The following is a 22,735-nucleotide window of genomic DNA, read 5'->3' on the forward strand; positions in this document are numbered from 1 at the left end:
AAACTGCCTGCGTATACTAAATGGACTCTCGACATCTCTCGAAAAAAATCCACCGTTCTATGGGATAAGTCACAGAATAAGCCATGATAGCGACCGTAATTCTGCCTTCTGAACGAGCCCTTCCTCACAAAAACTGCATATCAGCGCCATTTCGGTATAAAATGGGCCGACTTGGATGAAAGGAGGTACGAATGAACGATAAAAAAGCCATTTCCACTTCAGATCTACTAATGATTGCCAATCAATTGATTCAGGAACATGAACATTACATTGAAGGGATGCGTGCAGAGTCCGTTGCAGAAAAAGACGGTGTACTGGTATTTAAAGGCAACTATTTTCTCGATGAACAAGGCTTACCGACGACAAAAACAACCGCAGTATTTAATATGTTCAAATATTTAGCGCATCAACTGTCTAAAGAATTTACGCTTCAGGGTGAGGCCAGCGCAACACGATAGAAGCGCATTCATATCATTGATTTATGCCACTTACGTCAGGTAAGCGGCATATTTTGATATCCTGATGCGATTGACTGCGCTCTGTCATCCGTTATTACGCATTATGCGAACAACTTAAGCCTTGCAAACGGTCAAAATAATCAGGAAAAGTCTTCGACGTACACCCCGGATCATTAATCGTCACCGGTGTCTCACTCAAAGCAACCAGTGAAAAGCACATTGCCATACGATGGTCATCATAGGTATCAATTGCCGCATGTTGCAAAACCGCTGGTGGGGTAATCATGATATAGTCTTCCCCTTCTTCAACCTGAGCACCGACTTTACGGAGTTCCGTTGCCATCGCAGTCAGACGGTCAGTTTCTTTCACTCGCCAGTTATACACATTACGAATGGCAGTCGTACCTTCAGCAAACAACGCCGTGGTGGCGATCGTCATTGCTGCATCAGGAATATGATTGAAATCCATATCGACAGCCTGTAACGTACCACGGTGAGCACAGATATAGTCATCTCCCCACTCAATTTTAGCGCCCATTTTTTCTAGTGCATCAGCAAAGTGAATATCACCCTGAATACTATTTTTACCAATCCCAGTGACTTTCACCGAGCCACCTTGAATCGCAGCAGCGGCAAGAAAATAAGAGGCCGACGAAGCATCGCCTTCAACAAGAAAATCACCGGGCGATACATAGGACTGCTCACCCTGAATGATAAACTCGCGATAATCGTTATTGGTGACGGAGACACCAAATGTAGCCATCGTGTGCAGCGTAATATCGATATAGGGTTTAGAGACTAATTCACCAACAATCTCAATACGTGTTTCACTGTCAGCCAACGGTGCAGACATAAGAAAGGCCGTCAGAAACTGGCTGGAAATAGACCCGTCAATACGAACGGTCCCACCTTTCAGCCCCGTACCACGAATCCGTAGTGGCGGAAAATTTTCATTCTCCAGATACTGAATATCCGCACCCGCCTGACGTAGTGCATCGACCAAATGGCCAATCGGCCGCTCTTTCATCCGCGGTTCACCGGTCAGCGTATAAGAGCCGGTCCCCAGACACAAAGCCGCTGCTAAAGGGCGCATCGCTGTACCGGCATTACCGAGAAACAGTTCCAGAACATCACTTTCTGATTGGAAGGCATGGCCCAGTCCATCCACTTCACAAACTGTTTTATCCTCAGAAAGACGATAGGATACCCCTAGTGATTTCAATGCATTCAACATATGGCGGATGTCATCACTATCGAGCAGATTGGTCAGACGCGTCGTCCCTTTAGCTAAAGCGGCTAAAAGTAGCGCTCGGTTGGATACACTTTTTGAACCGGGTAAATTGACTTCACCCTGAATACTTTTGATCGGTTGTAATGTAAGGCTTTCCATCTAAAGATTGTTTTCCTTGCACCACTCGTGTTTATGTTGATGAGCAGTGAAAATTTTTCGTATAGTGAGACTATCGAAATTCCTGAGTGAAAACTAGTCTCAAAAACATCAATTCATAGAAAAGACACCTTGTTAGAATCGGCCTTCTGAGCTTAATAGACTTTATCGACGCGAACGCCATCATCAAAGTAAAGAATACGAACCCGCTCATCCTGAGTAAAAATCATATTGGGATCGACCTCCTGAATCACATCGATATACCGTTTCCCTTCAACTTTGATCAATAATTCAACCGCCTTATCCTCTCTTTGATAAGAGCGATTCGCATGATGCCGGGCAATACCGCCACCAGCAATCGAGCCCACAATCGTCGCCAATGACTGACCGTGTCCATCACCAAATTGGTGGCCAATGATACCACCAGCGACGGCACCGATGAAGGTTTCCCAACCATTGGCACGAGCGTGGACCACTTCTGTCTGAGAAAAATAACGGACCGACTCAATCTGACCAAAAACGACTTGATTCACTGGACGCGCAACATTTCTTTCATAAGCAGCATTTGCAATCAGAGGAAAAACAAATAAGATCAGGATTAACAAGCGCATAAATAGATCTCCGATGAACTGAATTGATATGACAATCTATCTCCCAGAACTAGCCATGGATGAATACTCATTCCCACCGCTCAATCAAGCACTAGACGATCCAAACGGGTTGCTGGCCTTTGGTGGCGATCTCCATCCGGATCGGCTTCTTGCTGCATACCGTTCTGGCATCTTTCCCTGGTATAGCCCCGGGGAACCGATTCTGTGGTGGAGCCCTTCCCCAAGAGCTATTATCTCACCTAAGACATTTAAACCAGCCAAAAGTCTCCGTAAATTTCAGAGAAAAGCGAGCTATGCCATCAGTATGAATCAGTGTACTGATAAAATCATAGAATTATGTGCGGATACACGCGCCCCCGCAGAGACTTGGCTAACGCCTGAAATGAAAGCGGCTTACCAACGGCTGTCTCGCTTAGGCTACTGTCACTCAATTGAAGTCTGGCAGGATTCAGAAATTATTGGTGGTTTATATGGGATTCAAATCGGACAGCTCTTTTGCGGTGAGTCCATGTTCAGTTTGAAAACCAACGCCTCTAAAATCGGGTTATGGGCCTTCTGTCGGCATTTTTCCCGGCATGGCGGGCAACTTATCGATTGCCAGGTCATGAATTCCCATTTGGCATCTTTGGGTGCTGAAGAGTTTGAGCGTGACCAATTTATAAAAACATTATCCAAACTTAAATATAAAGAGATAGATCCCAGCTGTTATTCACCACAGTGGATATCATTGGGCCTATCAGCAGACTGATCGAATTTTATGCAAAATATACGAATTGGATTAAGCCATAGTCATTCATGCAGCTACTTACCGGACCGGCAAGAGCGTGTCGCGATTGCTATGGATGGAGATCTACATACACCTACCCAGTATGAAATGTTACTCGCCAACGGATTCAGAAGAAGTGGTGATACAATCTATAAACCTCATTGTGATAACTGCCAGCTGTGTCAGGCGATTCGAGTGTCGATCACCGCATTTGATCTCAGCAGAAGTCAAAAACGCCTCTTAAATAAGTCGAATCAGTTTCACTGGGAAGTCAAAGAAAGTCTGGATCCAGACTGGTACTCTCTATACAAACGCTACATCAACCAGCGTCACCATCATGGCTCCATGTATCCCCCCAACCGAGAAGATTTCGCCCAGTTTTCTTCCTGTAGTTGGCTCAAGACAGTTTACCTGCATATTTATAAGGCAGAACAACTTGTTGCGATTGCCGTCACTGATCTCTTGCCGCAAAGCGCAAGCGCTTTCTACACGTTTTATGACCCTGATGAGAAGCTTTCACTGGGGACACTGGCTGTCCTGTTGCAGGCTCAATATTGCCATCAACAGCAAAAAACTTGGCTCTATCTGGGTTATCAGATCGATGAATGTCCGGCAATGAATTATAAAACACGCTTTCAACCGCATCAAAGGCTAGTAAATCAACGTTGGCAAGGGTAGAATACGCGCAACTTTACTATTTTCAGAGATGACGGCAAAATATATGCCGGATTTTTCGCCACATTTTGAAGAGGATTTAAATGGCTAAAGAAGACGTAATTGAGCTGCAAGGAACGGTTCTTGATACATTACCTAACACAATGTTCCGGGTTGAACTGGAAAACGGCCACGTCGTTACTGCACATATTTCAGGAAAAATGCGTAAGAACTACATTCGTATTCTTACCGGAGACAAAGTCACGGTTGAAATGACACCTTACGACTTATCTAAAGGCCGTATCGTCTTCCGCGCCCGTTAATCCCTCAAGTAGTCTGCCAAAAGAAAACGGAGCAAAATGCTCCGTTTTTTATCACCTCAATCCACAAATGATTAATGAACTGCGGCTTCTTTTGCTCCGATGTACTCAAACACAGGCTCGTCATCTTTCAGAGAAACTTTCACGGTACCACCATCCACTAAAGCACCGAACAGTAATTCGTTTGCCAGTGGTTTTTTCAGTTTTTCCTGAATGACTCGTCCCATCGGACGTGCGCCCATCTCTTTATCGTAACCTTTCTGTGCCAGCCAGTGTCTCGCTTCTTCAGAAACCTCCAGCGATACACCGCGTGCATCCAGTTGAGCTTGTAATTCAACCACAAATTTATCAACAACCTGATGAATGACTCGCTCATCCAGTGCATTAAACCAGATAATATTATCTAAACGGTTTCTGAACTCTGGACTGAAGACCTTCTTAATCTCAGACATGGCATCATGGCTGTGATCCTGCTGAATCAAACCAATTGATTTCTTCACGGTTTCTGCAACACCGGCATTGGTCGTCATGACCATAATGATATTGCGGAAGTCCGCTTTGCGTCCATTGTTATCCGTCAGAGTACCATTATCCATCACTTGCAATAACAGGTTAAAGATATCTGGATGCGCTTTCTCAATCTCATCAAGCAAGACCACCGCATGAGGATGTTTGATCACAGCATCCGTCAATAATCCCCCTTGATCGTATCCGACATAACCCGGAGGAGCACCGATTAAGCGGCTGACTGAGTGACGCTCACCATATTCAGACATATCAAACCGCAGTAGTTCAATCCCCATCAACTTCGCAAGCTGGATGGTCACTTCAGTTTTACCGACACCAGTCGGGCCGGCAAACAGGAATGAACCGACGGGTTTGTTTTCGGCACCTAACCCAGCTCGCGACAATTTGATCGCTTCACTCAGTGCGTCAATCGCATTATCCTGCCCGAATACCAACATCTTCATTTTCTGATCGAGGCTTTGTAAAACATCTTTATCAGAAGAAGACAATGATTTCTCAGGAATTCGAGCCATTTTAGCAACCATTGTTTCGATGTCCGAGACACCAACAGTTTTCTTACGCCGACTTGCAGGCACCAAACGCGCTCTTGCACCCGCTTCATCAATCACATCAATCGCTTTATCAGGTAAGTGGCGTTCGTTGATATATTTCGCTGACAACTCAACCGCAGCCCGAAGTGCTTTATTGGTATAACGCACTTCATGGTGAGCTTCATATTTCGATTTCAGTCCCATCAAAATCTTCGTGGTGTCATCCAACGATGGCTCCGCAATATCAATTTTTTGGAAACGACGAGAAAGCGCACGCTCTTTTTCAAAAATATTACTATATTCCTGATAGGTGGTAGATCCGATGCAACGTAACTTACCGCTACTCAAAAGTGGCTTAATTAAATTCGCGGCATCAACCTGTCCGCCCGACGCTGCACCAGCACCAATGATGGTGTGAATCTCATCAATGAACAGAATCGCGTCTTTTTCTTTTTCCAGCTGTTTCAGGATATTTTTGAAGCGTTTTTCAAAATCACCTCGGTATTTTGTTCCGGCCAGCAAGGAACCGATATCCAGTGAATAGATCACACTGTCTTTGATAATTTCGGGAACCTGTCCTTCGACAATTCGCCAGGCAAGCCCTTCGGCAATTGCCGTTTTACCAACACCAGCTTCACCAACCAGTAGTGGGTTATTCTTACGACGACGGCATAAGACCTGTACAGTCCGTTCCAGTTCGTAGTCCCGTCCAATCAATGGATCAATTTGACCATTTTTTGCTAACTGGTTCAGGTTGTTCGCAAAGTTTTCGAGACGTTCTTCAGAAGGTGTATCTTCTGTGCTGTCTGCACCAAAAGAATCAGGTGCAGATTCATCACTGGCTCCTGATGTTTTGGTAATACCATGAGAAATGTAATTGACGATATCCAAACGGCTAATATCGTGTTTTTTCAGCAGATACGCTGCCTGAGATTCTTGTTCACTAAAAATTGCAACCAGAACATTCGCACCAGTGACTTCATTTCGTCCAGAAGACTGAACATGAAATACCGCACGTTGTAATACCCGCTGAAAACTCAGGGTTGGCTGTGTTTCCCGCGTTTCGTCATTTTCCGGAATCAGGGGTGTAGTTTTGTCGATAAACACATCCAACTCTGAACGCAAAGCATCCAGATCCGCTCGACAAGCGATGAGTGCTTCTTTCGCCGCTCCATTCTCTAACAATGCAAGCAACAAATGCTCGACAGTCATATACTCATGCCTTTTATCCCGCGCTCGGGCAAAAGCATTGTTCAAACTAGATTCTAGTTCTTTGTTAAGCATTGGGACCCCCTTAAGGAACAACCTTGTTGTTCGGCAAGTACTAAGCTCGCTCCATGATACAAAGCAATGGGTGTTCATGTTTCTTTGAATACAGTGACACTTGTGCCACTTTCATCTCAGCAACCTCAGCAGTATACGTCCCACAAATCGCCTTCCCTTCGTAATGCACCTTCAGCATAACTTGAGTCGCTTGATCAATATCCATCGCGAAAAAACGCTCCAGAATCTCAATTACGAAATCCATCGGTGTATAGTCGTCATTCATCAGAATCACGTTATACATAGACGGGGGCTTCACTGCTGTTTTTTCTTTCTCCAGTAAATCTGAGTCTGGAGCCACCCATTCAAAATTTTTACTCATAACGGTTGTGAATCAGAGAGTTTTCCATTTAGATTAATTATATTTAGGCTTCTAGCAATAGAACTATGTTTCTTAGCCAACTGATATGAAGTTCCGAGCGCCGAAGCGAAAACATCTCATACTTAGAGACTAATGCACCAATTGTATCGCTGCAAATAAAAGATTGCTAATTCGAATTACGATATCGATGCCAACTACTTTTTCACGACAGATGTCTGCTTATTGTAGTTATAGAAATGTAAACAATAACGCAATTTGTTGCAAAGATGTCGATGTTTACACACTTTTTCTATTGACTGTCACTGATGATTGTTTAAATTGGTCAATTAGTGACTGGTTAATTTGGCAGCAGCGCTGAATTAAAGATCACAGCAGTGAAAACAAAATTGTAAAAAACAGTAACGTTTTCTTGTCGACAACATCAGTAAAAAAAATGCATGAGGGATGTAAAGCATGGCTACCGGTAAAGTAAAATGGTTCAATAACGCCAAGGGATTTGGTTTTATCTGCTCTGAAGGAGGAGAAGGAGAAGGTGACATTTTTGCTCACTACTCAACGATCCAGATGGATGGCTATCGTACCTTAAAAGCAGGTCAACAAGTTTCATATGAGATTGAACAAGGACCAAAAGGCTTCCACGCTAGCTCCGTTGTACCAATCGAGGCTCAACAAGCCAAGTAAACATTGTCGCTGCCAAACATGTCTATACATGGTTGTAATAAACCCGCCAAAGGCGGGTTTCGTTATTTATGTGTGTCGGTCAATTAGGCATATTGACCGACAACACGTTTACTGACTAATCATTACGTTTACTGACTAATAATGGTGTTCAACGTTTGGCTTGGACGCATAACTTGAACAGCCTTACTAAAATCAGGCAGGTAGTATCCGCCTATATCTCCGGCAACACCCTGAACCTGATTTAACTCAGCAACAATTTTATCTTCCTCAGCCGACAACTGCTGTGCAATTGGTGCAAACTCAGCAGCAAGATCAGCATCATCAGACTGTGTAGCCAGCGCTTCAGCCCAATATTTTGCCAGATAATAGTGACTGCCCCGGTTATCCAGTTCACCAACTTTACGTGAAGGTGATCTGTTTTCATCAAGGAAAACACCGGTTGCTTTATCCAATGCATCGGCAAGAACCTGAGCTTTATTGTTGTTCATCGTCACGCTAAGGTGCTCTAACGATGCCGCCAATGCCAAAAATTCGCCCAGCGAATCCCAGCGTAGGTGGTTTTCTTTCTGTACTTGTTGAACATGTTTCGGTGCTGAACCACCCGCGCCTGTTTCAAACAAGCCGCCACCGTTCATCAGCGGAACGATAGACAGCATTTTTGCCGAAGTGCCCAACTCCAAAATCGGGAACAGATCCGTCAGATAATCACGCAGTACATTCCCTGTCACAGAAATTGTATCTTGACCGTCCTTCATCCGTGCGAGGGTGAACTCGGTCGCGTCTACTGGTGACATGATTCTAATATCCAGACCGCTGGTATCATGGTCCAGTAAGTATTGCTCAACTTTCTTAATCAACTCAGCGTCATGAGCACGCTCTGGATCCAACCAGAAAATTGCTGGTGTCTGGGATAAACTCGCACGTGTAACCGCCAGTTTGACCCAATCTTGAATCGGTGCATCTTTGACCTGACACATCCGGAAGATATCACCGGCCTCAACCGTTTGTTCCAACAGTGTGTGGCCAGCCCGATCAACCACGCGGACAACACCATCGTTATCGATGACAAATGTTTTGTCATGTGAACCGTACTCTTCCGCTTTTTGAGCCATCAGACCAACGTTTGGTACACTGCCCATGGTAGAAGGGTCAAATGCACCGTGTTCTTTACAGAAATCAATCACCGTCTGATAAACACCGGCATAACAACGATCCGGAATCACGGCTTTGGTATCTTTCTGCTGACCATCTGGTCCCCACATCTGTCCGGAAGCGCGGATCATCGCAGGCATTGATGCATCAACAATCACATCACTAGGTACATGCAAGTTGGTGATGCCCCGATCAGAATCAACCATCGCTAATTCAGGACGATTCTGGTAAACGGCCTGAATACTGGCTTCAATCTCAGCTTTCTGTTCTGCCGGCAGTGACTGAATTTTCGCGTAAACATCGCCCAGACCGTTGTTGACATCCACACCTAACTGCTCGAACAACTCACCATATTTGGCAAAAACGTCTTTATAGAAAACCTTCACCGCTTCCCCAAAAATCACTGGGTCAGAGACTTTCATCATGGTGGCTTTCATATGCAAAGAGAACAGAACATCTTGTGCTTTTGCAGCTTCGATCTCTTGCTCAAAAAATACATTCAAGGCTTTCTTACTCATGATCGAAGTATCGATGATCTCTTTATCAAGCAGCGCTAACGACTTTTTCAGGACCTTGGTCTGACCATCTTGTGCAACAAACTCAATCGTGACTTCAGTGTCACCCTGAATCGTCAGCGATGTTTCAGTACCAAAGAAATCCTGTGCTTCCATCGAGGTGACATGTGATTTTGAATCGGCTGACCATGCACCCATTGAGTGTGGGTTTTTCTTCGCATAGTTTTTCACAGACAAAGGCGCCCGACGATCAGAGTTACCTTCACGCAATACAGGGTTAACTGCACTGCCTTTGATTTTATCATATGTCGCTTTCACGGCCGCTTCTGCATCATTGCTTGGTTCAGCAGGATAATCCGGCAGGTTATACCCTTTTTCCTGTAATTCTTTGATTGCAGCTCTCAGCTGAGGAATCGACGCTGAAATGTTAGGTAACTTGATAATGTTAGCTTCTGGCATTTGAGCCAAATCACCCAGCTCACTTAAAGCATCGCCAATACGCTGTTCTTCTGTCAGGCATTCAGGGAAATTAGCGATAATACGACCAGCCAGTGAAATATCCCGTGTTTCAACCTCGATCCCTGACGATGCGGTAAAAGATTTGATAATGGGCAATAAAGAATAAGTTGCAAGAGCGGGTGCTTCGTCCGTAATAGTATAAATAATAGTAGGTTTGTCTGTAGGCATGAACTTTCCCTATCTGTTCTTAACAACCCCATGTGATTGTGGCAGTTAGTTATGTGAATATCTGAGATGACCTGAGTGATTGTTCAGGCCACTCTTCATGAATCACTCATACTGTATCAAAAGCCCTTCGCAAATATTCGATACAGATTTGTGAGTGAATGATTGCCATACCCAAACGACTTCGGAGCATCGTGTGGTGTTTTTCTGTTCACTCTGTACGACTTGCTGAGCATCATCGTACCAGAAGCAATCCGGGTATATTACGGCCTATCGAATGACAGGCTGATTGAGTATAATTAAACGAAACTGAAGAAATAGTCTATTATCCACACTTCATTATCGTATCAGAGCGCGCAAATAATAGCTTAAACTCAACATTGTGAAAACTCAGAAATACAGTTCATTTACAAATTTGCAAGGAAGTTAACATGTCTTTCCCGTCACGCAATCCCTCATCGTTGCGTCGCTCCACTCATCAGCGGTCAAAAAACGCAAAACTTTCTCAGCGTTCGTCCCATCGTGCCAAACCATCAAGCCAGAAAAAATCACGGTCCCTTTCTACGCCTGAAGAGAGAAAAGTCATTTTGTTCAATAAACCCTATGATACATTGAGCCAGTTTACCGACAGTGACGGCCGCCAAACACTGGCTGATTTTATTCCGATCAAAGATATCTATGCTGCAGGTCGTCTGGATCGAGATAGTGAAGGTTTGATGGTGTTAACCAATGATGGTCAGTTACAGGCCAAACTGACACAACCGCAGTCAAAATCGCCCAAAACTTACTGGGTTCAGGTTGAAGGGGCACCGAAAGAGTCAGATCTTGAACGACTCAGGCGTGGCGTGACGCTCAAAGATGGTCCGACACTGCCTGCCATTGTCGAAATCATCCCTGAACCTCAAATATGGCCTCGCACACCACCGGTCCGGTTCCGTGCTGCCATTCCGACGACTTGGCTATCGATTACCATTATTGAAGGGCGAAACCGTCAGGTTCGACGGATGACGGCTCATATTGGCTACCCAACCTTGCGGCTGATTCGCTATTCAATTGGCGACATGACGTTAGGTACTTTGCAACTGGGAGAATGGCAAGAAATCAGCACCTTTTAAAGTGCTGATTCCTTTGAGCCCCAATCTGGTTATCGATGGCGCTCTTTGAGTTTATCGATCACATCGTTCATCGATAACCCCTGATCTTGCAACAAGACCAATAGGTGATAGATGAGATCAGCAGATTCGCAGACTAGCTCCGCCTTATCACCCGACGTCGCTGCAAGCGCGACTTCAACGCCCTCTTCACCCACTTTTTGCGAAATACGCTTGGTGCCACGAGCGTACAAGCTGGCTGTGTAGGAAGACGCAGGATCGGCTTGTTTACGCTCACCCAAAAGCTGCTCCAGTTGGTGAAGCCACACCATTTGTGACTCTTCTTGCTGATCAGCATCCCAACAACTGGTTGCCCCGGTGTGGCAAGTCGGCCCGATCGGATCGACTTTCACCAGCAATGTGTCATTGTCACAGTCCAGCGCAATATTTTTCAACTGTAATACATTGCCGGAGGTTTCGCCTTTGGTCCACAAACGCTGTTTCGTCCGCGAAAAAAAGGTAACCTGTTCAGTCAACAAGGTTTTTTCCAGTGCTGATGCATTCATATATCCCATCATCAACACCTGAGCCGATTTAAAATCCTGTATGATCGCAGGAATCAACCCCTCAACTTTATCCCAATCAATCCGCTTTGAAAGGGATGCCAGTGTTTCGCTACAACTCATAATCTCACCTCGATCCCTTCTGACTTCAAATACTGTTTTAGTTCAGCAATATGAATTATCTGTTTGTGGAATACCGACGCTGCTAATGCACCGTCAACATTAGTCTGTAAAAATGCTTGGGCAAAATGCACCATCTCACCCGCACCACCGGAAGCAATCAAAGGAACGTCACAGACTTCACGCACCATGTTTAGTTGCTGAAGATCATATCCCTGACGAACCCCATCCTGATTCATCATATTCAAGACAATCTCACCGGCTCCGCGTTGCTGGACTTCCTGCACCCAATCTTTGGTTTCCCATTGGGTTGCTTTGGTTCGATGCTCATCTCCGGTAAACTGATAAACCTGATATTTACCGGTTTGCTGATCAAAATAGGAATCGATCCCGACCACAATACACTGGACACCAAACCGATCCGCGAGGGTTGTAATCAACTGTGGATTGGCTAATGCCGGAGAGTTGATCGATACCTTATCCGCACCAAACTCAAGAATACGGGCAGCATCTTCTGTGGATTGAATCCCCCCGGCAACACAAAACGGTATATCGATGACTTCGGAAACCCGCTGCACCCAACTTTTATCCACAACGCGGCCATCACTGGAGGCCGTAATATCATAAAAGACCAGTTCATCGGCCCCTTCTTCAGCATAACGCTGTGCCAGAGGAACAATATCACCGATAATCTCGTGATTACGGAACTGTACGCCCTTCACCACCTGACCATCTCTGACATCAAGACAAGGGATTATTCGCTTTGCCAACATGCAAATGCCTCCTCTGCGGTAAATTTCCCATCTAATAGTGCCCGACCAACAATCACACCTGCCACGCCAGAACCTTTCAACGCTTGAATATCGTCCAGAGAACCGATGCCCCCTGACGATTGAAATGCGATTTGCGGATATTGACGACAAAGGTCAACATACAAATCGACGTTCGAACCACTCAATGTGCCATCTCGTGAAATATCGGTACACAAGACGTGTTTCAAACCGACGGTCAGATAGTCTTCAATTAAGGCTTCAATCGTGACCCCGGAATCTTCCTGCCACCCCGAGATCGCCACCCGACGCTGCCCCGAGGTATCAATATTAATATCCAGTGCCAGAACAATTTTTTCCGGGCCGTACTTGTCCATCCACGTTTTGACCATTTCAGGTTGCTTCACAGCAGTAGACCCCACCACAACCCGTTGCGCGCCAGCCTGAAGCAGATCAACAACGTCTTGCTCCGTTCGCACCCCGCCACCGATCTGAATATTTGCCGGGGTTCCGGCCAGTAAACGGGCAATCAAGTCTAACTGACGAGCGGCCGTATCTTTTGCACCGGTCAGATCGACAAGATGCAACCAGTCAGCACCGGCCTGATGATAACGATTGAATTGCTCAACCGGATCAACTTTATATTCGGTCACTTGTCCATAATCTCCCTGAAACAGGCGGACAACCTGACCGTCAATCAAATCTAATGCAGGTATAATCACAACAATATCCCTTGTCTGCTTCTCAGAGTTCTAAGAAGTTCTGAATCAATTTTGCACCGGCTTTACTGGAACGTTCAGGATGGAACTGAACACCGTAATAATTGCCACTCTGAATGGCAGCACTGAATGGCTGACCATAATCACACTCGGCAATGGTATAGTCCCCTATCGGCATCGCATAGCTATGAACAAAATAGAAATGATGGCCGCTTTCAATCCCTTTAAATAGTGGATTATCCATGGCGGTCACGGTATTCCATCCCATATGTGGCAACGGCAACGAACCGCTGTCCATCCGTTTCACTATCCCGTCACAGAGACCAAGACATTCGACCGTATCACGGCTATCCATCACTTGTTCTTCAGAAAGTTTGCCTAGTAATTGCATGCCCAGACAGATACCTAATACTGGTTTATCGACCTGTTTGACTAAACCGATCAAATCTCGTTCTCTGAGATTTTTCATGGCTTCTTTCGCAGTACCAACACCGGGCAGAAATAGTTTATCCGCAGCGAACACCACTTCCGGTTGCTTGGAAATCGTAACCGAATAACCGAGTCGTTCGACAGCAAACCGGACGGACGACACATTGGCACACCCCGTATCAATAATGACAACTTTTCCCTTCGTCATTACAAGACTCCTTTACTGCTGGGTAATTCATCCCCTTCCACTTTGATCGCCTGACGAAGTGTCCGGCCGAACACTTTAAACAGGCTCTCGATAATATGATGATCATTGTCACCAACGGAAGAAAGATGCAGTGTACAAGCCAGTGTATCGGTCAGCGAGCGGAAGAAGTGGTAAGTCATTTCCGTTGAAAAGTCTCCGACTTGCTCGCGTGCGAACTGGGCGTCAAATTTAAAATAAGGGCGACCGGACAGATCCAGAGCACATTGTGCCAGACACTCATCCATTGGCAGCGTAAAGCCGAAACGACCGATACCACGCTTTTCTCCCAGCGCTTCTTTGAGCGCTTGTCCTAAAGCTAATGCGGTATCTTCCACCGTATGATGGTCGTCGATATGCAGATCACCTTGCACCTGAGCCGAGAGACTGAATCCTCCATGCGTGGCAATCTGATCGAGCATATGATCGAAGAAGCCGAGCCCGGTTGCGATTTGATTGTCACCCGATTCATCCAGATTGACGGTAATCGCAATATCTGTCTCTTTTGTTCGACGGACCACTTCTGCCGTTCTGGGCGCGGTGGTCAATTGCTTGACAATGGCTTTCCATCCCATGGTTTGTGGGTTGTACTGAATGCCGCGAATCGCCATATTCTCGGCTAATTGCAGGTCAGTGGCACGATCACCGATCACCGCGGAATGCTGAAAATCAACCCGCCCTTCTTGTAAATACTGTTTGACCAAGCCGAGTTTCGGCTTACGACAGGTACAGTTATCCGCTTCAAAATGCGGGCAGATCAGGACATCATCAAACGTCACCCCTTGTGATGTAAAAATATCCATCATCATCTGGTGTGGGGCGTCAAAATCTGCTTGAGGGTAACTCTCCGTTCCGAGACCATCTTGGTTGGTCACCATCACCAAACGATATCCGGCATTTTGGAGTGACAATAGACTGGGAATCACATCCGGTTCCAGCTTCAGTTTATCGAGGCGATCCACCTGAAAATCAATCGGTGGCTCAACGATTAACGTGCCATCCCGATCAATAAATAAAATCTTTTGTTGTTTGCTCACAGCGTCATCCTTTTGTTCGCAGTCAAACCGTGCATGATTGATACATCCATTACTGATAAAAGCGACGAATAAATGCTAAGGTTTTTTCGCACTCTTCCCGGCTGCCGGCACTTATCCGGACACAGCTTTCAATCGGTGAATTGCGTAAAATAATCCCGTTATTCCATGCCGCTTGAAATAAGGCATCGCCATCAGGAAATGCAACCAACAGATAATTTCCCCACCCATCGAAAACCGTCACCCCGGGAATGACCGAAAGCCCTGCCTGTAAGTAAGCGCGGTTGGTATTAATTTCCAAGGCCTGATATTTCATCCGGGCCAAACCACTTTCTGAAAGCGCTTGCTGAGCAATTTCAGAGACTGGATATGGCACAGGATAAGGCGCAATGACTTTCAGTAACACTTGGATTAATTCAGCATTGGCCAATGTATACCCACAACGTAAACCCGCCAACGCAAATGCCTTCGACAGTGTGCGCAAAATAGCGAGATGCTGATACTGAGCCAACAAATCGACCGTCGATGCTTGCGGACAAAAATCAATGTAAGCCTCATCCATGACCACAATGGCGCGGTCTTTGGTCAGCTCCAGCAGTGCCACTATGTCTTCCCGCTCGACTAAATTACCGGTCGGGTTGTTCGGGCTACAGACAAACACGACCTTGACGCCATCTAAGTTGGCTTCGATGGTAGGTAGATCCAGCTGCCAATCAGATGTCAGCGGCACCACTTTGCTTGCAACACCAATCGTCTCAGCACTGATGGCATACATGCCGTAAGTTGGCGGACAGTAAAGAATCGCATCTTCATTCGGCTCACAAAACGCTCGGATAATCAGCTCAATGCCTTCATCTGCGCCGCGCGTTGTCAAAACCTGATTCGACTGAACACCAGCATAAGATGCATAAGCGGTGATCATCCCTTCAGGCTGACAGGAAGGATAACGATTCAATCCGGACAAATTCAGTGGGTACGAATTATCAAAAGGGGATTCATTTGCATTGAGCCACACATCACCACTACCACCGATTCGTCGAGCGGAGAGATAAGGTGTTAATTTTTGAACCTGTTGTCTCGCCAGTTTTTCCATTACGATTCCGCCTGATTTAATTGTTCAATCCGAATAGTCACGGCACGTTTGTGTGCATCCAATCCTTCGGCTTCTGCCATTGTCACGACTGTCGGTGCCAGCTTACGCAGTCCATCGGCTGACAATTCCTGAACCGTCATGCGCTTACTAAAGTCAGCCAGTCCAAGACTGGAATAGGTTCTGGTGTAACCATAAGTCGGCAAAACGTGATTAGTTCCGGAGGCATAATCACCGGCAGACTCTGGTGACCAGCTACCTAAAAAGACTGAGCCGGCATTGTCGAATAATGGCAACAGTTCTCGTGGATTTTTCGTTTGGACAATCAAATGTTCCGGGCCATAGATATTAGAAATAGAGACCGCCTGCGTCATCGATTCGGAAATAATCACCAGACTAGATGCCAGTGCCTTTTCCGCCGTAGCCGCACGAGACAAAACACTGAGTTGGGATTTCACAGCATCGGTGACCTGATCAGCGATAATCGGTGATGGTGTCACCAGAACAACTTGAGAATCGGGGCCATGCTCGGCCTGACTGAGTAAATCAGCAGCAATAAACTCTGGGTTAGCCGTCTCATCGGCAATCACCATCACTTCAGAAGGGCCAGCAGGCATGTCAATCGCTGCCCCGCGAAAATCATTACTAACCTGACGTTTGGCTTCGGTAACATACGCATTACCCGGGCCAAAAATCTTATCGACTTTGGCGACAGACTCGGTACCGTAAGCCATCGCTGCAATCGCTTGCCCGCCCCCGACGTTATAAACTTCATCGATCTGACACAACTTAGCCACATACAGAATTTCATCAGCAATCGGCGGAGGCGAGCACAAGACAACCTTCCGACAACCGGCAATCCGAGCCGGTACGCCGAGCATTAAAACCGTTGAAGGCAGAGGCGCACTACCACCGGGAATATATAAACCGACGGTATTAATAGAGCGTGTTATCTGTTCACAGACAACCCCGGGCATCGTTTCAACTTGAATCGGTTGAGGGATTTGTGCTTTATGAAATTTCGCAATATTCGTGTAAGCCTGATCAAGCGCCTGTTTCATTTCTTCGGAAAGACGCGCTGAAGCGGCTTGAATTTCCTCTGTTGAGACTCGTATATTCTCCGGGCGCACATGATCAAACTTCTCAGTCAACGCTTGAAGTGCCTGATCACCACTCTGGCGAACTTGCTCAATCACCGCAGCAACAGCAGCCGTGACATTTGCACCTTCAATCATCGCTGGACGCTCCAAAATCGAAGCTTGCTGGTCCTTGTCTAAAGATTGCCATACAACCGTTCTCATTATGATCACTCCATCATTTTTTCAATCGGCAAAACCAGAATCGAACTGGCTCCCAAGGCTTTCAACTGCTCCATCGTTTCCCAGAACAGGTTCTCTGTACTCACCAAATGCACCGCAACTTTTGATTTATCCGCTGATAACGGTAATACTGTTGGGTCTTCCGCTCCAGGCAGTAATTGCTTAATCTCTGTCAGTTTCTCTGCGGGGGCATGGAGCATGATATATTTCGATTCTTTCGCCTGCTGAACACCATGCATTCGAGTCAGGAGTTTGTCGATCAGAGCAGCCTTATCGGCGGCAAAATCACCACGACGCTGAATCAGAGTCGCTTTAGACTGAAAAATCACTTCAACTTCTTTGAGACCATTGGCTTCCAGTGTTGCCCCTGTTGACACTAAATCAGCGATCGCGTCAGCAAGCCCCGCTCTCGGTGCAACTTCAACCGAGCCTGTCAACATGCAGGTGGTAAATGGAATATCCTGACGATCCATATAAGCTTTCAGCAGATGAGGATACGTCGTCGCAATTCTCATCCCATTCAAATCTTGCGGGCCGTTGTAACTCTTGTCTTTATCAATCGCAATCGACAGGCGACATCCACCGAACTCCAGACGTCTTAAAGAAACGAACTCATTCGGTTCATTCAACGCCAGACGATCCAAACGGACTTCTTCGAGTACGTTTTCACCCACGAATCCCAAATCGACGACCCCATCCATAATTAATCCCGGGATATCGTCATCACGAACTAACAGTAGATCAATCGGCATATTTAATGAGTGGACGACCAACTGTTCCCCCATCACATTAAACTTCACACCACACTGTTTCAGGAGTGCCATACATTCCTTACTCAGGCGACCTTTTTTTTGGACTGCAATTCTCAGGCGTTGTTGTGCTTGCATAAATAATTCCTTGTCAATCATTGTTCTTTTCAATATCCATTCCGCTTTCGGATGTCCGCTGTTTCTTGATGTAAAGCATATAAAAAAACCCTCGGAATTACTCCCGAGGGTTCATTGAATTTTTCATTTCACCTCCGGGAGAATTTTATCTCCCGGGTATGCGCTCACCTCCCGAAAGATAACTTAGGGATGATGATGGTGATGAATGTTCGTAACGAAACTGTTTTTCATAATAAAACCGCGCATACTTGGAAAAGTCTTTAACTTGCCTATCAAGTTTTCTTCACACTATACAAGCTTGAGGGGTTTTGCAACCCCTCTTTTGACTTTTTATGCAAATAATCTTCATAAGACAAATATCACACCTGATAAGACCGAATCATGATCAGGCATGCTCAGAGCGCTTCTCTTGAGATTGCTGTCGTATACGTATACGTAGACCAAAGCAGATAACAACAAACACAGCAAATGTAACCAGCAGTGATAAGCCAACAGAATCACTCAGCCCTAAAACGATATAACCAATCAACGAGATGAGCGCCACTAATAACGCATAAGGGAGCTGGGTCGAAACATGATCAATATGTTTACACCGCGCCCCGGTGGACGACAAGATCGTGGTATCAGAAATCGGAGAACAGTGATCACCAAAAACAGAACCTGCGAGCACCGCAGCTAACATTGGCATCATCAGTGCCAGTTCGGTTGCACCAGCGATATCCCCGGCAATCGGTAGCATGATGCCAAACGTTCCCCATGATGTGCCGGTCGCGAATGCCATGAGACCTGACAACACGAACAGAATGGCCGGTAACCAGTGTACCGGGATGTTGCCTTGCGTCATCGACGAAAGGTAGATCCCTGTTTGCATGTCTTTAATCACCGCCCCAATCGTCCATGCAAAAAACAGCACTAAGATTGCACCGAACATCGACTTCATACCAATCAGCAACGTTCTCAGGATAGTACCCAGCGGCATTCGTTGTCTCAATACCGAAAACAACGCCATCAATAGCCCGACCAACCCACCGTCGATCAAAGACATCCCCACATCCGTATTTTCAAACGCCCCTAAAATACTAAATGTTTCACCAGCAGCAGTCAGCGACTGCCCACCGGTAAAGATCATCGCGCCAACGGTCGCAATGACCAATGCCATAATCGGCACAATCAAGTCACGAACTCGCCCCGATTCACTTTCTTGAATATCGAGCTCATCTTTGAGTTCTGCCGCCTGATCATTACGCCCGATTCCGGATGTCACACGATGCTCATGATGCTTCATCGGGCCGATATCTAATTGAAAAACGATCATCGCGAACACCATAACTAAGGCAAAGATGGCGTAAAAATTCATCGGAATCAACTCAATATATGCATTCAACGGTGTATATTCGGTCATACCGTGGGACACTAAAATTCCACCGATAATGGTCATAATATATGCACCCCAGCTAGAAGCGGGCATGATAATACACATGGGTGCTGCGGTTGAATCAAGAATATACGCGAGTTTTGCGCGTGAAACACCGAACCGGTCAGTCACCGGACGAGAAATCGAGCCGACTGCCAGACTATTAAAATAGTCATCGACAAAAATAAAAACGCCCAAAAAAGCAGCCAGCAGTTGTGCACCTTTATTGCCCTTCACTTTCTGATCCGCCCACAATGCAAATGCACGTGTACCACCAGAAAGCGTCAACATTGCGGTCATCATCCCCAACAGGAGGAGAAAGCCGATGATACTCATGTTCCAACTGTTTATTGCACCATCTTCAATGACCAGCGTATAAACTTTGCCTTGAATATAATCCAGTGAAGAAAACAGAGAATAGCCGTTCAACAGGAAAGCACCTAACAAAATGCCAACGCCTAAAGAAAGCAGCACTCGTCTGGTTAGGATCGCCATACCCAAAGCAACAATCGGCGGAACAAGAGATATTAAGGAGGAGGAGAAATCAACTAATGTCATGATCTTCAATAACCAATGATTTAATATGGTAAGAGACCTACTGCATTGTCATAATATGAATAAGCTGTTTATGTCATTCAAAGATGAACTAAGTGAAAAGCAATCTAGTTTCACCCAGTCCTACAGTAGCGCTCCATAGTTATACAAATAAATAGACTATGGCAGTGTTGCCCCTATTCGAGAACAACCCCAGCAAACGGCCTCTGATAGACACGTTCACTTCGGCAAAAAAGCCTTTCAATCCAGATTATAGGTATCACCCTAGCTTGATTTACTGATCTTGATTGCACCTCTACACGGACTAGCACAATGTACTACCATTTTGACAAAGTAACGGCAGTATATGTTAATGACCGAATTAGAACGCGCCCATTGTACGAATACCTGAACCATTTGCAATAGGTTTGTCCTTTCTTTAAACCAAAAAAACCAAAAGACCAATCAATCGCATCGTATTAATCTCAATCACTAACTCAAGCTAACAAATCAAGCTCATATATGATATTCATCGTAATTAATGATAATTTGACACAAGCATTTACAATAATTTACGATTCTGCCAATTTTTTTATATATTATTAGTTCACTAATGTTGTCATAATAAATATCTACGTTTATTATTACATTGTGTTTAAATAAAGTTGTGGGAATAACAAAATGTCGGAACTAACTAAAACTCTACTGAATATTCGTAGTTTACGTGCCTATGCACGTAATTTAACACTCGTTCAGTTAGAAGAAGCTTTAGAAAAACTGACCTCTGTCGTTGAAGAGCGTAGAGAGTCAGAAGAAAAAGAACAAGCAGAAAGAGAAAAGCAAGAAGAAAAACTGGCTCAAATTGCTGAACAAATTGCACAAGATGGTATCGATGTAGACGCGTTAATTTCTGCACTTTCCACCGAAGGTAAGACAAAAGGTAAACGTGCACCACGCCCAGCGAAATATAAATATATCGATGAAAACGGTGCAGAAAAAACCTGGACAGGTCAAGGCCGTACACCATCTGTAATTCAAAAAGCCCTTGATGAAGGCAAATCTCTGGATGATTTTTCACTCTAATTCCAGAAACGAAAAAATAAAAGGCTCCTTATGGAGCCTTTTTAATTGTTTCACACTCAGGAGAATTATATGAACCTTTGTGCTAAGCCAATAATTTTTTTGCGAAATTATTTAACAACATTATCGCACTAAATTATTTCTGTTATCGTTCCCAATATGCTTCTTCCAGACTATCTTCTCTTTCCGGTAAACCTTTCGATAATCTCGGTGAATGTTGAGTTAAAACTTCATAGCTTGCCCGATTAGAATACTTACACACTTGGGAGAACGATGAATAAGTAATAGCATCATATTGATGTTTAATTGAATTCGGTACATTCATTTTATGATATCGGTTTGCCGCCATGTCATGTAATAAAGCAGATAATGCAGCATCCCCGGCACCATTGGTATTTTGAATCACTTCAGGTCCCCCCATATAAGGTGCAATATGTGAGTACACTTTGACCGGATGAGTACAACTCTGCTTCATCATTGGCCGACTAAATTCGTAGCGATTAAACTCAGGAATACGACCTGGTAATAAAGGCAAGCTAGTTTGACGTTTAGCGTCTTCTTCTGTGTATCCAGCCATAAATAAACCGAGCGGACCTGCGGTACACAACACCAAATCCACCCATTCAAGGGCTTTATTTGCAGCCATCAACGGATCGGTTTCTCCGGTTAAAGCGTGGCCTTCATCTTCATTCATCGCAACGACCGTGACATGCTGCTTTAAGAAGTCTTGCCAAAAGGCTGGATCCTGCTCGATGACATGTTTGGTCCCGAGCGTTAATACCACTGGAATATGATATTTCTTCGCATATTCTATTGCCTTCATCGTCGCCTGGGGCATCGGATCCCCCGGTTGACAACGGATCAAGTATGACGTTAAAACTAAAGCAGATGCCGATTGAAAAATATACTCCGGAATGCTTTCTGCCCGGAGATGATTCATCTGACCTTCGCTAATGGCAAAAGTCCGTTCACCACTTGAAGTGACCAATGTAAAGCAACGCCCAATCGCGCCATCAATCCCCTGTAAATGATTCAAGTCGACTCGACTGGACGTATTACACAAATAGCGATACCCATAACTACCGATCCCAATATTCTTGCACATCACACCTAATAAGGTAGAACGGTCATCGGCCAATACAGAATAGTTATGCAAGGTATTACCGATTGTGCCACCAGCATATTCATTCGTAATCAAATGCTTTTCAACCAACTCAGAATAAAGTAACTCAGCGGTTTCATCCTGAATAACTAAAGAATGTCCGATACTTAACCCATAGCGTTGAATTAAATCATCATCAACCGTCGCTTCAATATCAACAAGTATTTGGTCAATACCAATAACGTGGGTATGGGGGGATGTTTTTCGTTGAGAGCTTCTTAGAATGAGTAGATCTCGCTCATCGACAGGAAAATAATGTTTTGACTTGCGCTGGCCGGGAAACTTCATATTTATATTATCGTGAATTAAAAGACCGCATAAGTTTAGCCGCCAATATAGTCCTCGGCA

21 protein-coding genes, 1 pseudogene, 1 riboswitch and 1 other annotated feature are annotated in these 22,735 nt (G+C 45.2%); of the genes and pseudogenes, 7 read left to right on the plus strand and 15 right to left on the minus strand.

All coding sequences use genetic code 11. From position 1 onward, the window contains the following. The first annotated feature begins 191 nt into the window (after positions 1-191). Entirely contained in the window at positions 192-458 is a 267-nt protein-coding gene (locus tag OCU60_RS10510; RefSeq protein ID WP_074373438.1) for a YciN family protein, read from the plus strand. 94 nt (positions 459-552) lie between these two features. Here the strand turns inward: OCU60_RS10510 and aroA are convergent, their stop codons facing one another. Then, the gene (gene aroA, locus OCU60_RS10515) at positions 553-1,848 is read right to left on the minus strand and encodes a 3-phosphoshikimate 1-carboxyvinyltransferase (protein ID WP_074373437.1); all 1,296 of its coding nucleotides are present in this window, start codon (positions 1,846-1,848) and stop codon (positions 553-555) included. Between the two features lie 152 nt (positions 1,849-2,000). Then, complete coding sequence (locus tag OCU60_RS10520; protein ID WP_074373436.1) at positions 2,001-2,456, minus strand: outer membrane lipoprotein; 456 nt, start codon at positions 2,454-2,456, stop codon at positions 2,001-2,003. 28 nt (positions 2,457-2,484) lie between these two features. Here OCU60_RS10520 and aat point away from each other — a divergent pair, with 28 nt between their 5' ends. The 3 genes from aat to infA all read left to right on the plus strand — a co-directional run bounded on the left by aat (position 2,485) and on the right by infA (position 4,199). Further along, the gene (gene aat, locus OCU60_RS10525) at positions 2,485-3,204 is read left to right on the plus strand and encodes a leucyl/phenylalanyl-tRNA--protein transferase (RefSeq protein ID WP_074373435.1); all 720 of its coding nucleotides are present in this window, start codon (positions 2,485-2,487) and stop codon (positions 3,202-3,204) included. 9 nt (positions 3,205-3,213) lie between these two features. Next, positions 3,214-3,900 (plus strand): arginyltransferase, encoded by a 687-nt coding sequence (locus OCU60_RS10530; RefSeq protein ID WP_074373434.1) that lies wholly within the window; start codon positions 3,214-3,216, stop codon positions 3,898-3,900. An 80-nt stretch (positions 3,901-3,980) separates the two neighbouring features. Continuing rightward, positions 3,981-4,199 carry a translation initiation factor IF-1 gene (gene infA / locus OCU60_RS10535; protein WP_005600159.1) on the plus strand — a complete coding sequence of 73 codons (219 nt, stop codon included), beginning with the start codon at positions 3,981-3,983 and terminating at the stop codon, positions 4,197-4,199. A 71-nt stretch (positions 4,200-4,270) separates the two neighbouring features. Here the strand turns inward: infA and clpA are convergent, their stop codons facing one another. Next, positions 4,271-6,538: an ATP-dependent Clp protease ATP-binding subunit ClpA gene (clpA, locus tag OCU60_RS10540; RefSeq protein WP_074373433.1), complete on the minus strand. Its 2,268-nt coding sequence runs from the start codon at positions 6,536-6,538 to the stop codon at positions 4,271-4,273. 40 nt (positions 6,539-6,578) lie between these two features. After that, positions 6,579-6,899 carry an ATP-dependent Clp protease adapter ClpS gene (clpS, locus tag OCU60_RS10545; protein ID WP_074373432.1) on the minus strand — a complete coding sequence of 107 codons (321 nt, stop codon included), beginning with the start codon at positions 6,897-6,899 and terminating at the stop codon, positions 6,579-6,581. A 453-nt stretch (positions 6,900-7,352) separates the two neighbouring features. On the opposite strand from clpS, the gene cspD reads away from it, so the two are divergent. Beyond that, positions 7,353-7,580, plus strand: a complete 228-nt coding sequence (cspD, locus tag OCU60_RS10550; RefSeq protein WP_074373431.1) for a cold shock domain-containing protein CspD — start codon at positions 7,353-7,355, stop codon at positions 7,578-7,580. Between the two features lie 128 nt (positions 7,581-7,708). On the opposite strand, the gene OCU60_RS10555 is transcribed toward cspD, so the two are convergent. Then, a complete protein-coding gene (locus tag OCU60_RS10555; RefSeq protein WP_074373430.1) occupies positions 7,709-9,934 on the minus strand; it encodes an NADP-dependent isocitrate dehydrogenase in 2,226 nt (741 codons plus the stop codon). Between the two features lie 563 nt (positions 9,935-10,497). Here OCU60_RS10555 and OCU60_RS10560 point away from each other — a divergent pair. Continuing rightward, positions 10,498-11,046: pseudogene (locus OCU60_RS10560) on the plus strand (pseudouridine synthase); the annotation flags it as partial. Positions 11,047-11,075: 29 nt separating this feature from the next. Here OCU60_RS10560 and hisIE read toward each other — a convergent pair. The 9 genes from hisIE to OCU60_RS10605 form a co-directional block, all read right to left on the minus strand. Then, complete coding sequence (hisIE, locus tag OCU60_RS10565; protein ID WP_074373428.1) at positions 11,076-11,708, minus strand: bifunctional phosphoribosyl-AMP cyclohydrolase/phosphoribosyl-ATP diphosphatase HisIE; 633 nt, start codon at positions 11,706-11,708, stop codon at positions 11,076-11,078. Beyond that, positions 11,705-12,478, minus strand: a complete 774-nt coding sequence (gene hisF, locus OCU60_RS10570; RefSeq protein ID WP_074373427.1) for an imidazole glycerol phosphate synthase subunit HisF — start codon at positions 12,476-12,478, stop codon at positions 11,705-11,707. Before hisF ends, hisIE begins: the two co-directional genes overlap by 4 nt. Continuing rightward, positions 12,460-13,197 carry a 1-(5-phosphoribosyl)-5-[(5-phosphoribosylamino)methylideneamino]imidazole-4-carboxamide isomerase gene (gene hisA / locus OCU60_RS10575; protein ID WP_074373426.1) on the minus strand — a complete coding sequence of 246 codons (738 nt, stop codon included), beginning with the start codon at positions 13,195-13,197 and terminating at the stop codon, positions 12,460-12,462. Before hisA ends, hisF begins: the two co-directional genes overlap by 19 nt. A 22-nt stretch (positions 13,198-13,219) precedes the next feature. Next, entirely contained in the window at positions 13,220-13,831 is a 612-nt protein-coding gene (gene hisH, locus OCU60_RS10580) for an imidazole glycerol phosphate synthase subunit HisH (protein WP_074373425.1), read from the minus strand. Beyond that, the gene (gene hisB, locus OCU60_RS10585) at positions 13,831-14,904 is read right to left on the minus strand and encodes a bifunctional histidinol-phosphatase/imidazoleglycerol-phosphate dehydratase HisB (protein ID WP_074373424.1); all 1,074 of its coding nucleotides are present in this window, start codon (positions 14,902-14,904) and stop codon (positions 13,831-13,833) included. Before hisB ends, hisH begins: the two co-directional genes overlap by 1 nt. 49 nt (positions 14,905-14,953) lie before the next feature. Beyond that, positions 14,954-15,994, minus strand: a complete 1,041-nt coding sequence (hisC, locus tag OCU60_RS10590; protein WP_074373423.1) for a histidinol-phosphate transaminase — start codon at positions 15,992-15,994, stop codon at positions 14,954-14,956. Further along, on the minus strand, positions 15,994-17,292 hold the full coding sequence (gene hisD, locus OCU60_RS10595) for a histidinol dehydrogenase (RefSeq protein ID WP_074373422.1): 1,299 nt from the start codon (positions 17,290-17,292) through the stop codon (positions 15,994-15,996). The genes hisC and hisD overlap by 1 nt, the downstream gene beginning before the upstream one ends. 5 nt (positions 17,293-17,297) lie before the next feature. After that, positions 17,298-18,197: an ATP phosphoribosyltransferase gene (gene hisG / locus OCU60_RS10600; RefSeq protein ID WP_074373421.1), complete on the minus strand. Its 900-nt coding sequence runs from the start codon at positions 18,195-18,197 to the stop codon at positions 17,298-17,300. Between the two features lie 79 nt (positions 18,198-18,276). Beyond that, positions 18,277-18,402, minus strand: a sequence feature (His leader region). 180 nt (positions 18,403-18,582) lie between these two features. Next, positions 18,583-20,169, minus strand: a complete 1,587-nt coding sequence (locus tag OCU60_RS10605; RefSeq protein WP_074373420.1) for a Na+/H+ antiporter NhaC family protein — start codon at positions 20,167-20,169, stop codon at positions 18,583-18,585. A 118-nt stretch (positions 20,170-20,287) separates the two neighbouring features. After that, a riboswitch (Lysine riboswitch) is annotated at positions 20,288-20,472 on the minus strand. Positions 20,473-20,826: 354 nt separating this feature from the next. Between OCU60_RS10605 and OCU60_RS10610 the strand changes: the two genes are divergently transcribed. Further along, on the plus strand, positions 20,827-21,228 hold the full coding sequence (locus OCU60_RS10610) for an H-NS family histone-like protein (protein WP_074373419.1): 402 nt from the start codon (positions 20,827-20,829) through the stop codon (positions 21,226-21,228). A gap of 142 nt (positions 21,229-21,370) precedes the next feature. Here the strand turns inward: OCU60_RS10610 and OCU60_RS10615 are convergent, their stop codons facing one another. Further along, positions 21,371-22,675 carry an inosine/guanosine kinase gene (locus OCU60_RS10615; protein ID WP_074373418.1) on the minus strand — a complete coding sequence of 435 codons (1,305 nt, stop codon included), beginning with the start codon at positions 22,673-22,675 and terminating at the stop codon, positions 21,371-21,373. Positions 22,676-22,735: the final 60 nt, after the last annotated feature.

Source organism: Vibrio spartinae, assembly GCF_024347135.1.
Classification (GTDB): domain Bacteria; phylum Pseudomonadota; class Gammaproteobacteria; order Enterobacterales; family Vibrionaceae; genus Vibrio; species Vibrio spartinae.

Excerpts from the sequence above, each read along its gene's own strand:
- OCU60_RS10510 (WP_074373438.1), top strand. The coding sequence starts at position 192 with ATGAACGATAAAAAAGCCATTTCCACTTCAGATCTACTAATGATTGCC.
- aroA (WP_074373437.1), bottom strand. The coding sequence starts at position 1,848 with ATGGAAAGCCTTACATTACAACCGATCAAAAGTATTCAGGGTGAAGTC.
- OCU60_RS10520 (WP_074373436.1), bottom strand. The coding sequence starts at position 2,456 with ATGCGCTTGTTAATCCTGATCTTATTTGTTTTTCCTCTGATTGCAAAT.
- aat (WP_074373435.1), top strand. The coding sequence starts at position 2,485 with ATGACAATCTATCTCCCAGAACTAGCCATGGATGAATACTCATTCCCA.
- OCU60_RS10530 (WP_074373434.1), top strand. The coding sequence starts at position 3,214 with ATGCAAAATATACGAATTGGATTAAGCCATAGTCATTCATGCAGCTAC.
- infA (WP_005600159.1), top strand. The coding sequence starts at position 3,981 with ATGGCTAAAGAAGACGTAATTGAGCTGCAAGGAACGGTTCTTGATACA.
- clpA (WP_074373433.1), bottom strand. The coding sequence starts at position 6,538 with ATGCTTAACAAAGAACTAGAATCTAGTTTGAACAATGCTTTTGCCCGA.
- clpS (WP_074373432.1), bottom strand. The coding sequence starts at position 6,899 with ATGAGTAAAAATTTTGAATGGGTGGCTCCAGACTCAGATTTACTGGAG.
- cspD (WP_074373431.1), top strand. The coding sequence starts at position 7,353 with ATGGCTACCGGTAAAGTAAAATGGTTCAATAACGCCAAGGGATTTGGT.
- OCU60_RS10555 (WP_074373430.1), bottom strand. The coding sequence starts at position 9,934 with ATGCCTACAGACAAACCTACTATTATTTATACTATTACGGACGAAGCA.
- hisIE (WP_074373428.1), bottom strand. The coding sequence starts at position 11,708 with ATGAGTTGTAGCGAAACACTGGCATCCCTTTCAAAGCGGATTGATTGG.
- hisF (WP_074373427.1), bottom strand. The coding sequence starts at position 12,478 with ATGTTGGCAAAGCGAATAATCCCTTGTCTTGATGTCAGAGATGGTCAG.
- hisH (WP_074373425.1), bottom strand. The coding sequence starts at position 13,831 with ATGACGAAGGGAAAAGTTGTCATTATTGATACGGGGTGTGCCAATGTG.
- hisC (WP_074373423.1), bottom strand. The coding sequence starts at position 15,994 with ATGGAAAAACTGGCGAGACAACAGGTTCAAAAATTAACACCTTATCTC.
- hisD (WP_074373422.1), bottom strand. The coding sequence starts at position 17,292 with ATGAGAACGGTTGTATGGCAATCTTTAGACAAGGACCAGCAAGCTTCG.
- hisG (WP_074373421.1), bottom strand. The coding sequence starts at position 18,197 with ATGCAAGCACAACAACGCCTGAGAATTGCAGTCCAAAAAAAAGGTCGC.
- OCU60_RS10605 (WP_074373420.1), bottom strand. The coding sequence starts at position 20,169 with ATGACATTAGTTGATTTCTCCTCCTCCTTAATATCTCTTGTTCCGCCG.
- OCU60_RS10610 (WP_074373419.1), top strand. The coding sequence starts at position 20,827 with ATGTCGGAACTAACTAAAACTCTACTGAATATTCGTAGTTTACGTGCC.
- OCU60_RS10615 (WP_074373418.1), bottom strand. The coding sequence starts at position 22,675 with ATGAAGTTTCCCGGCCAGCGCAAGTCAAAACATTATTTTCCTGTCGAT.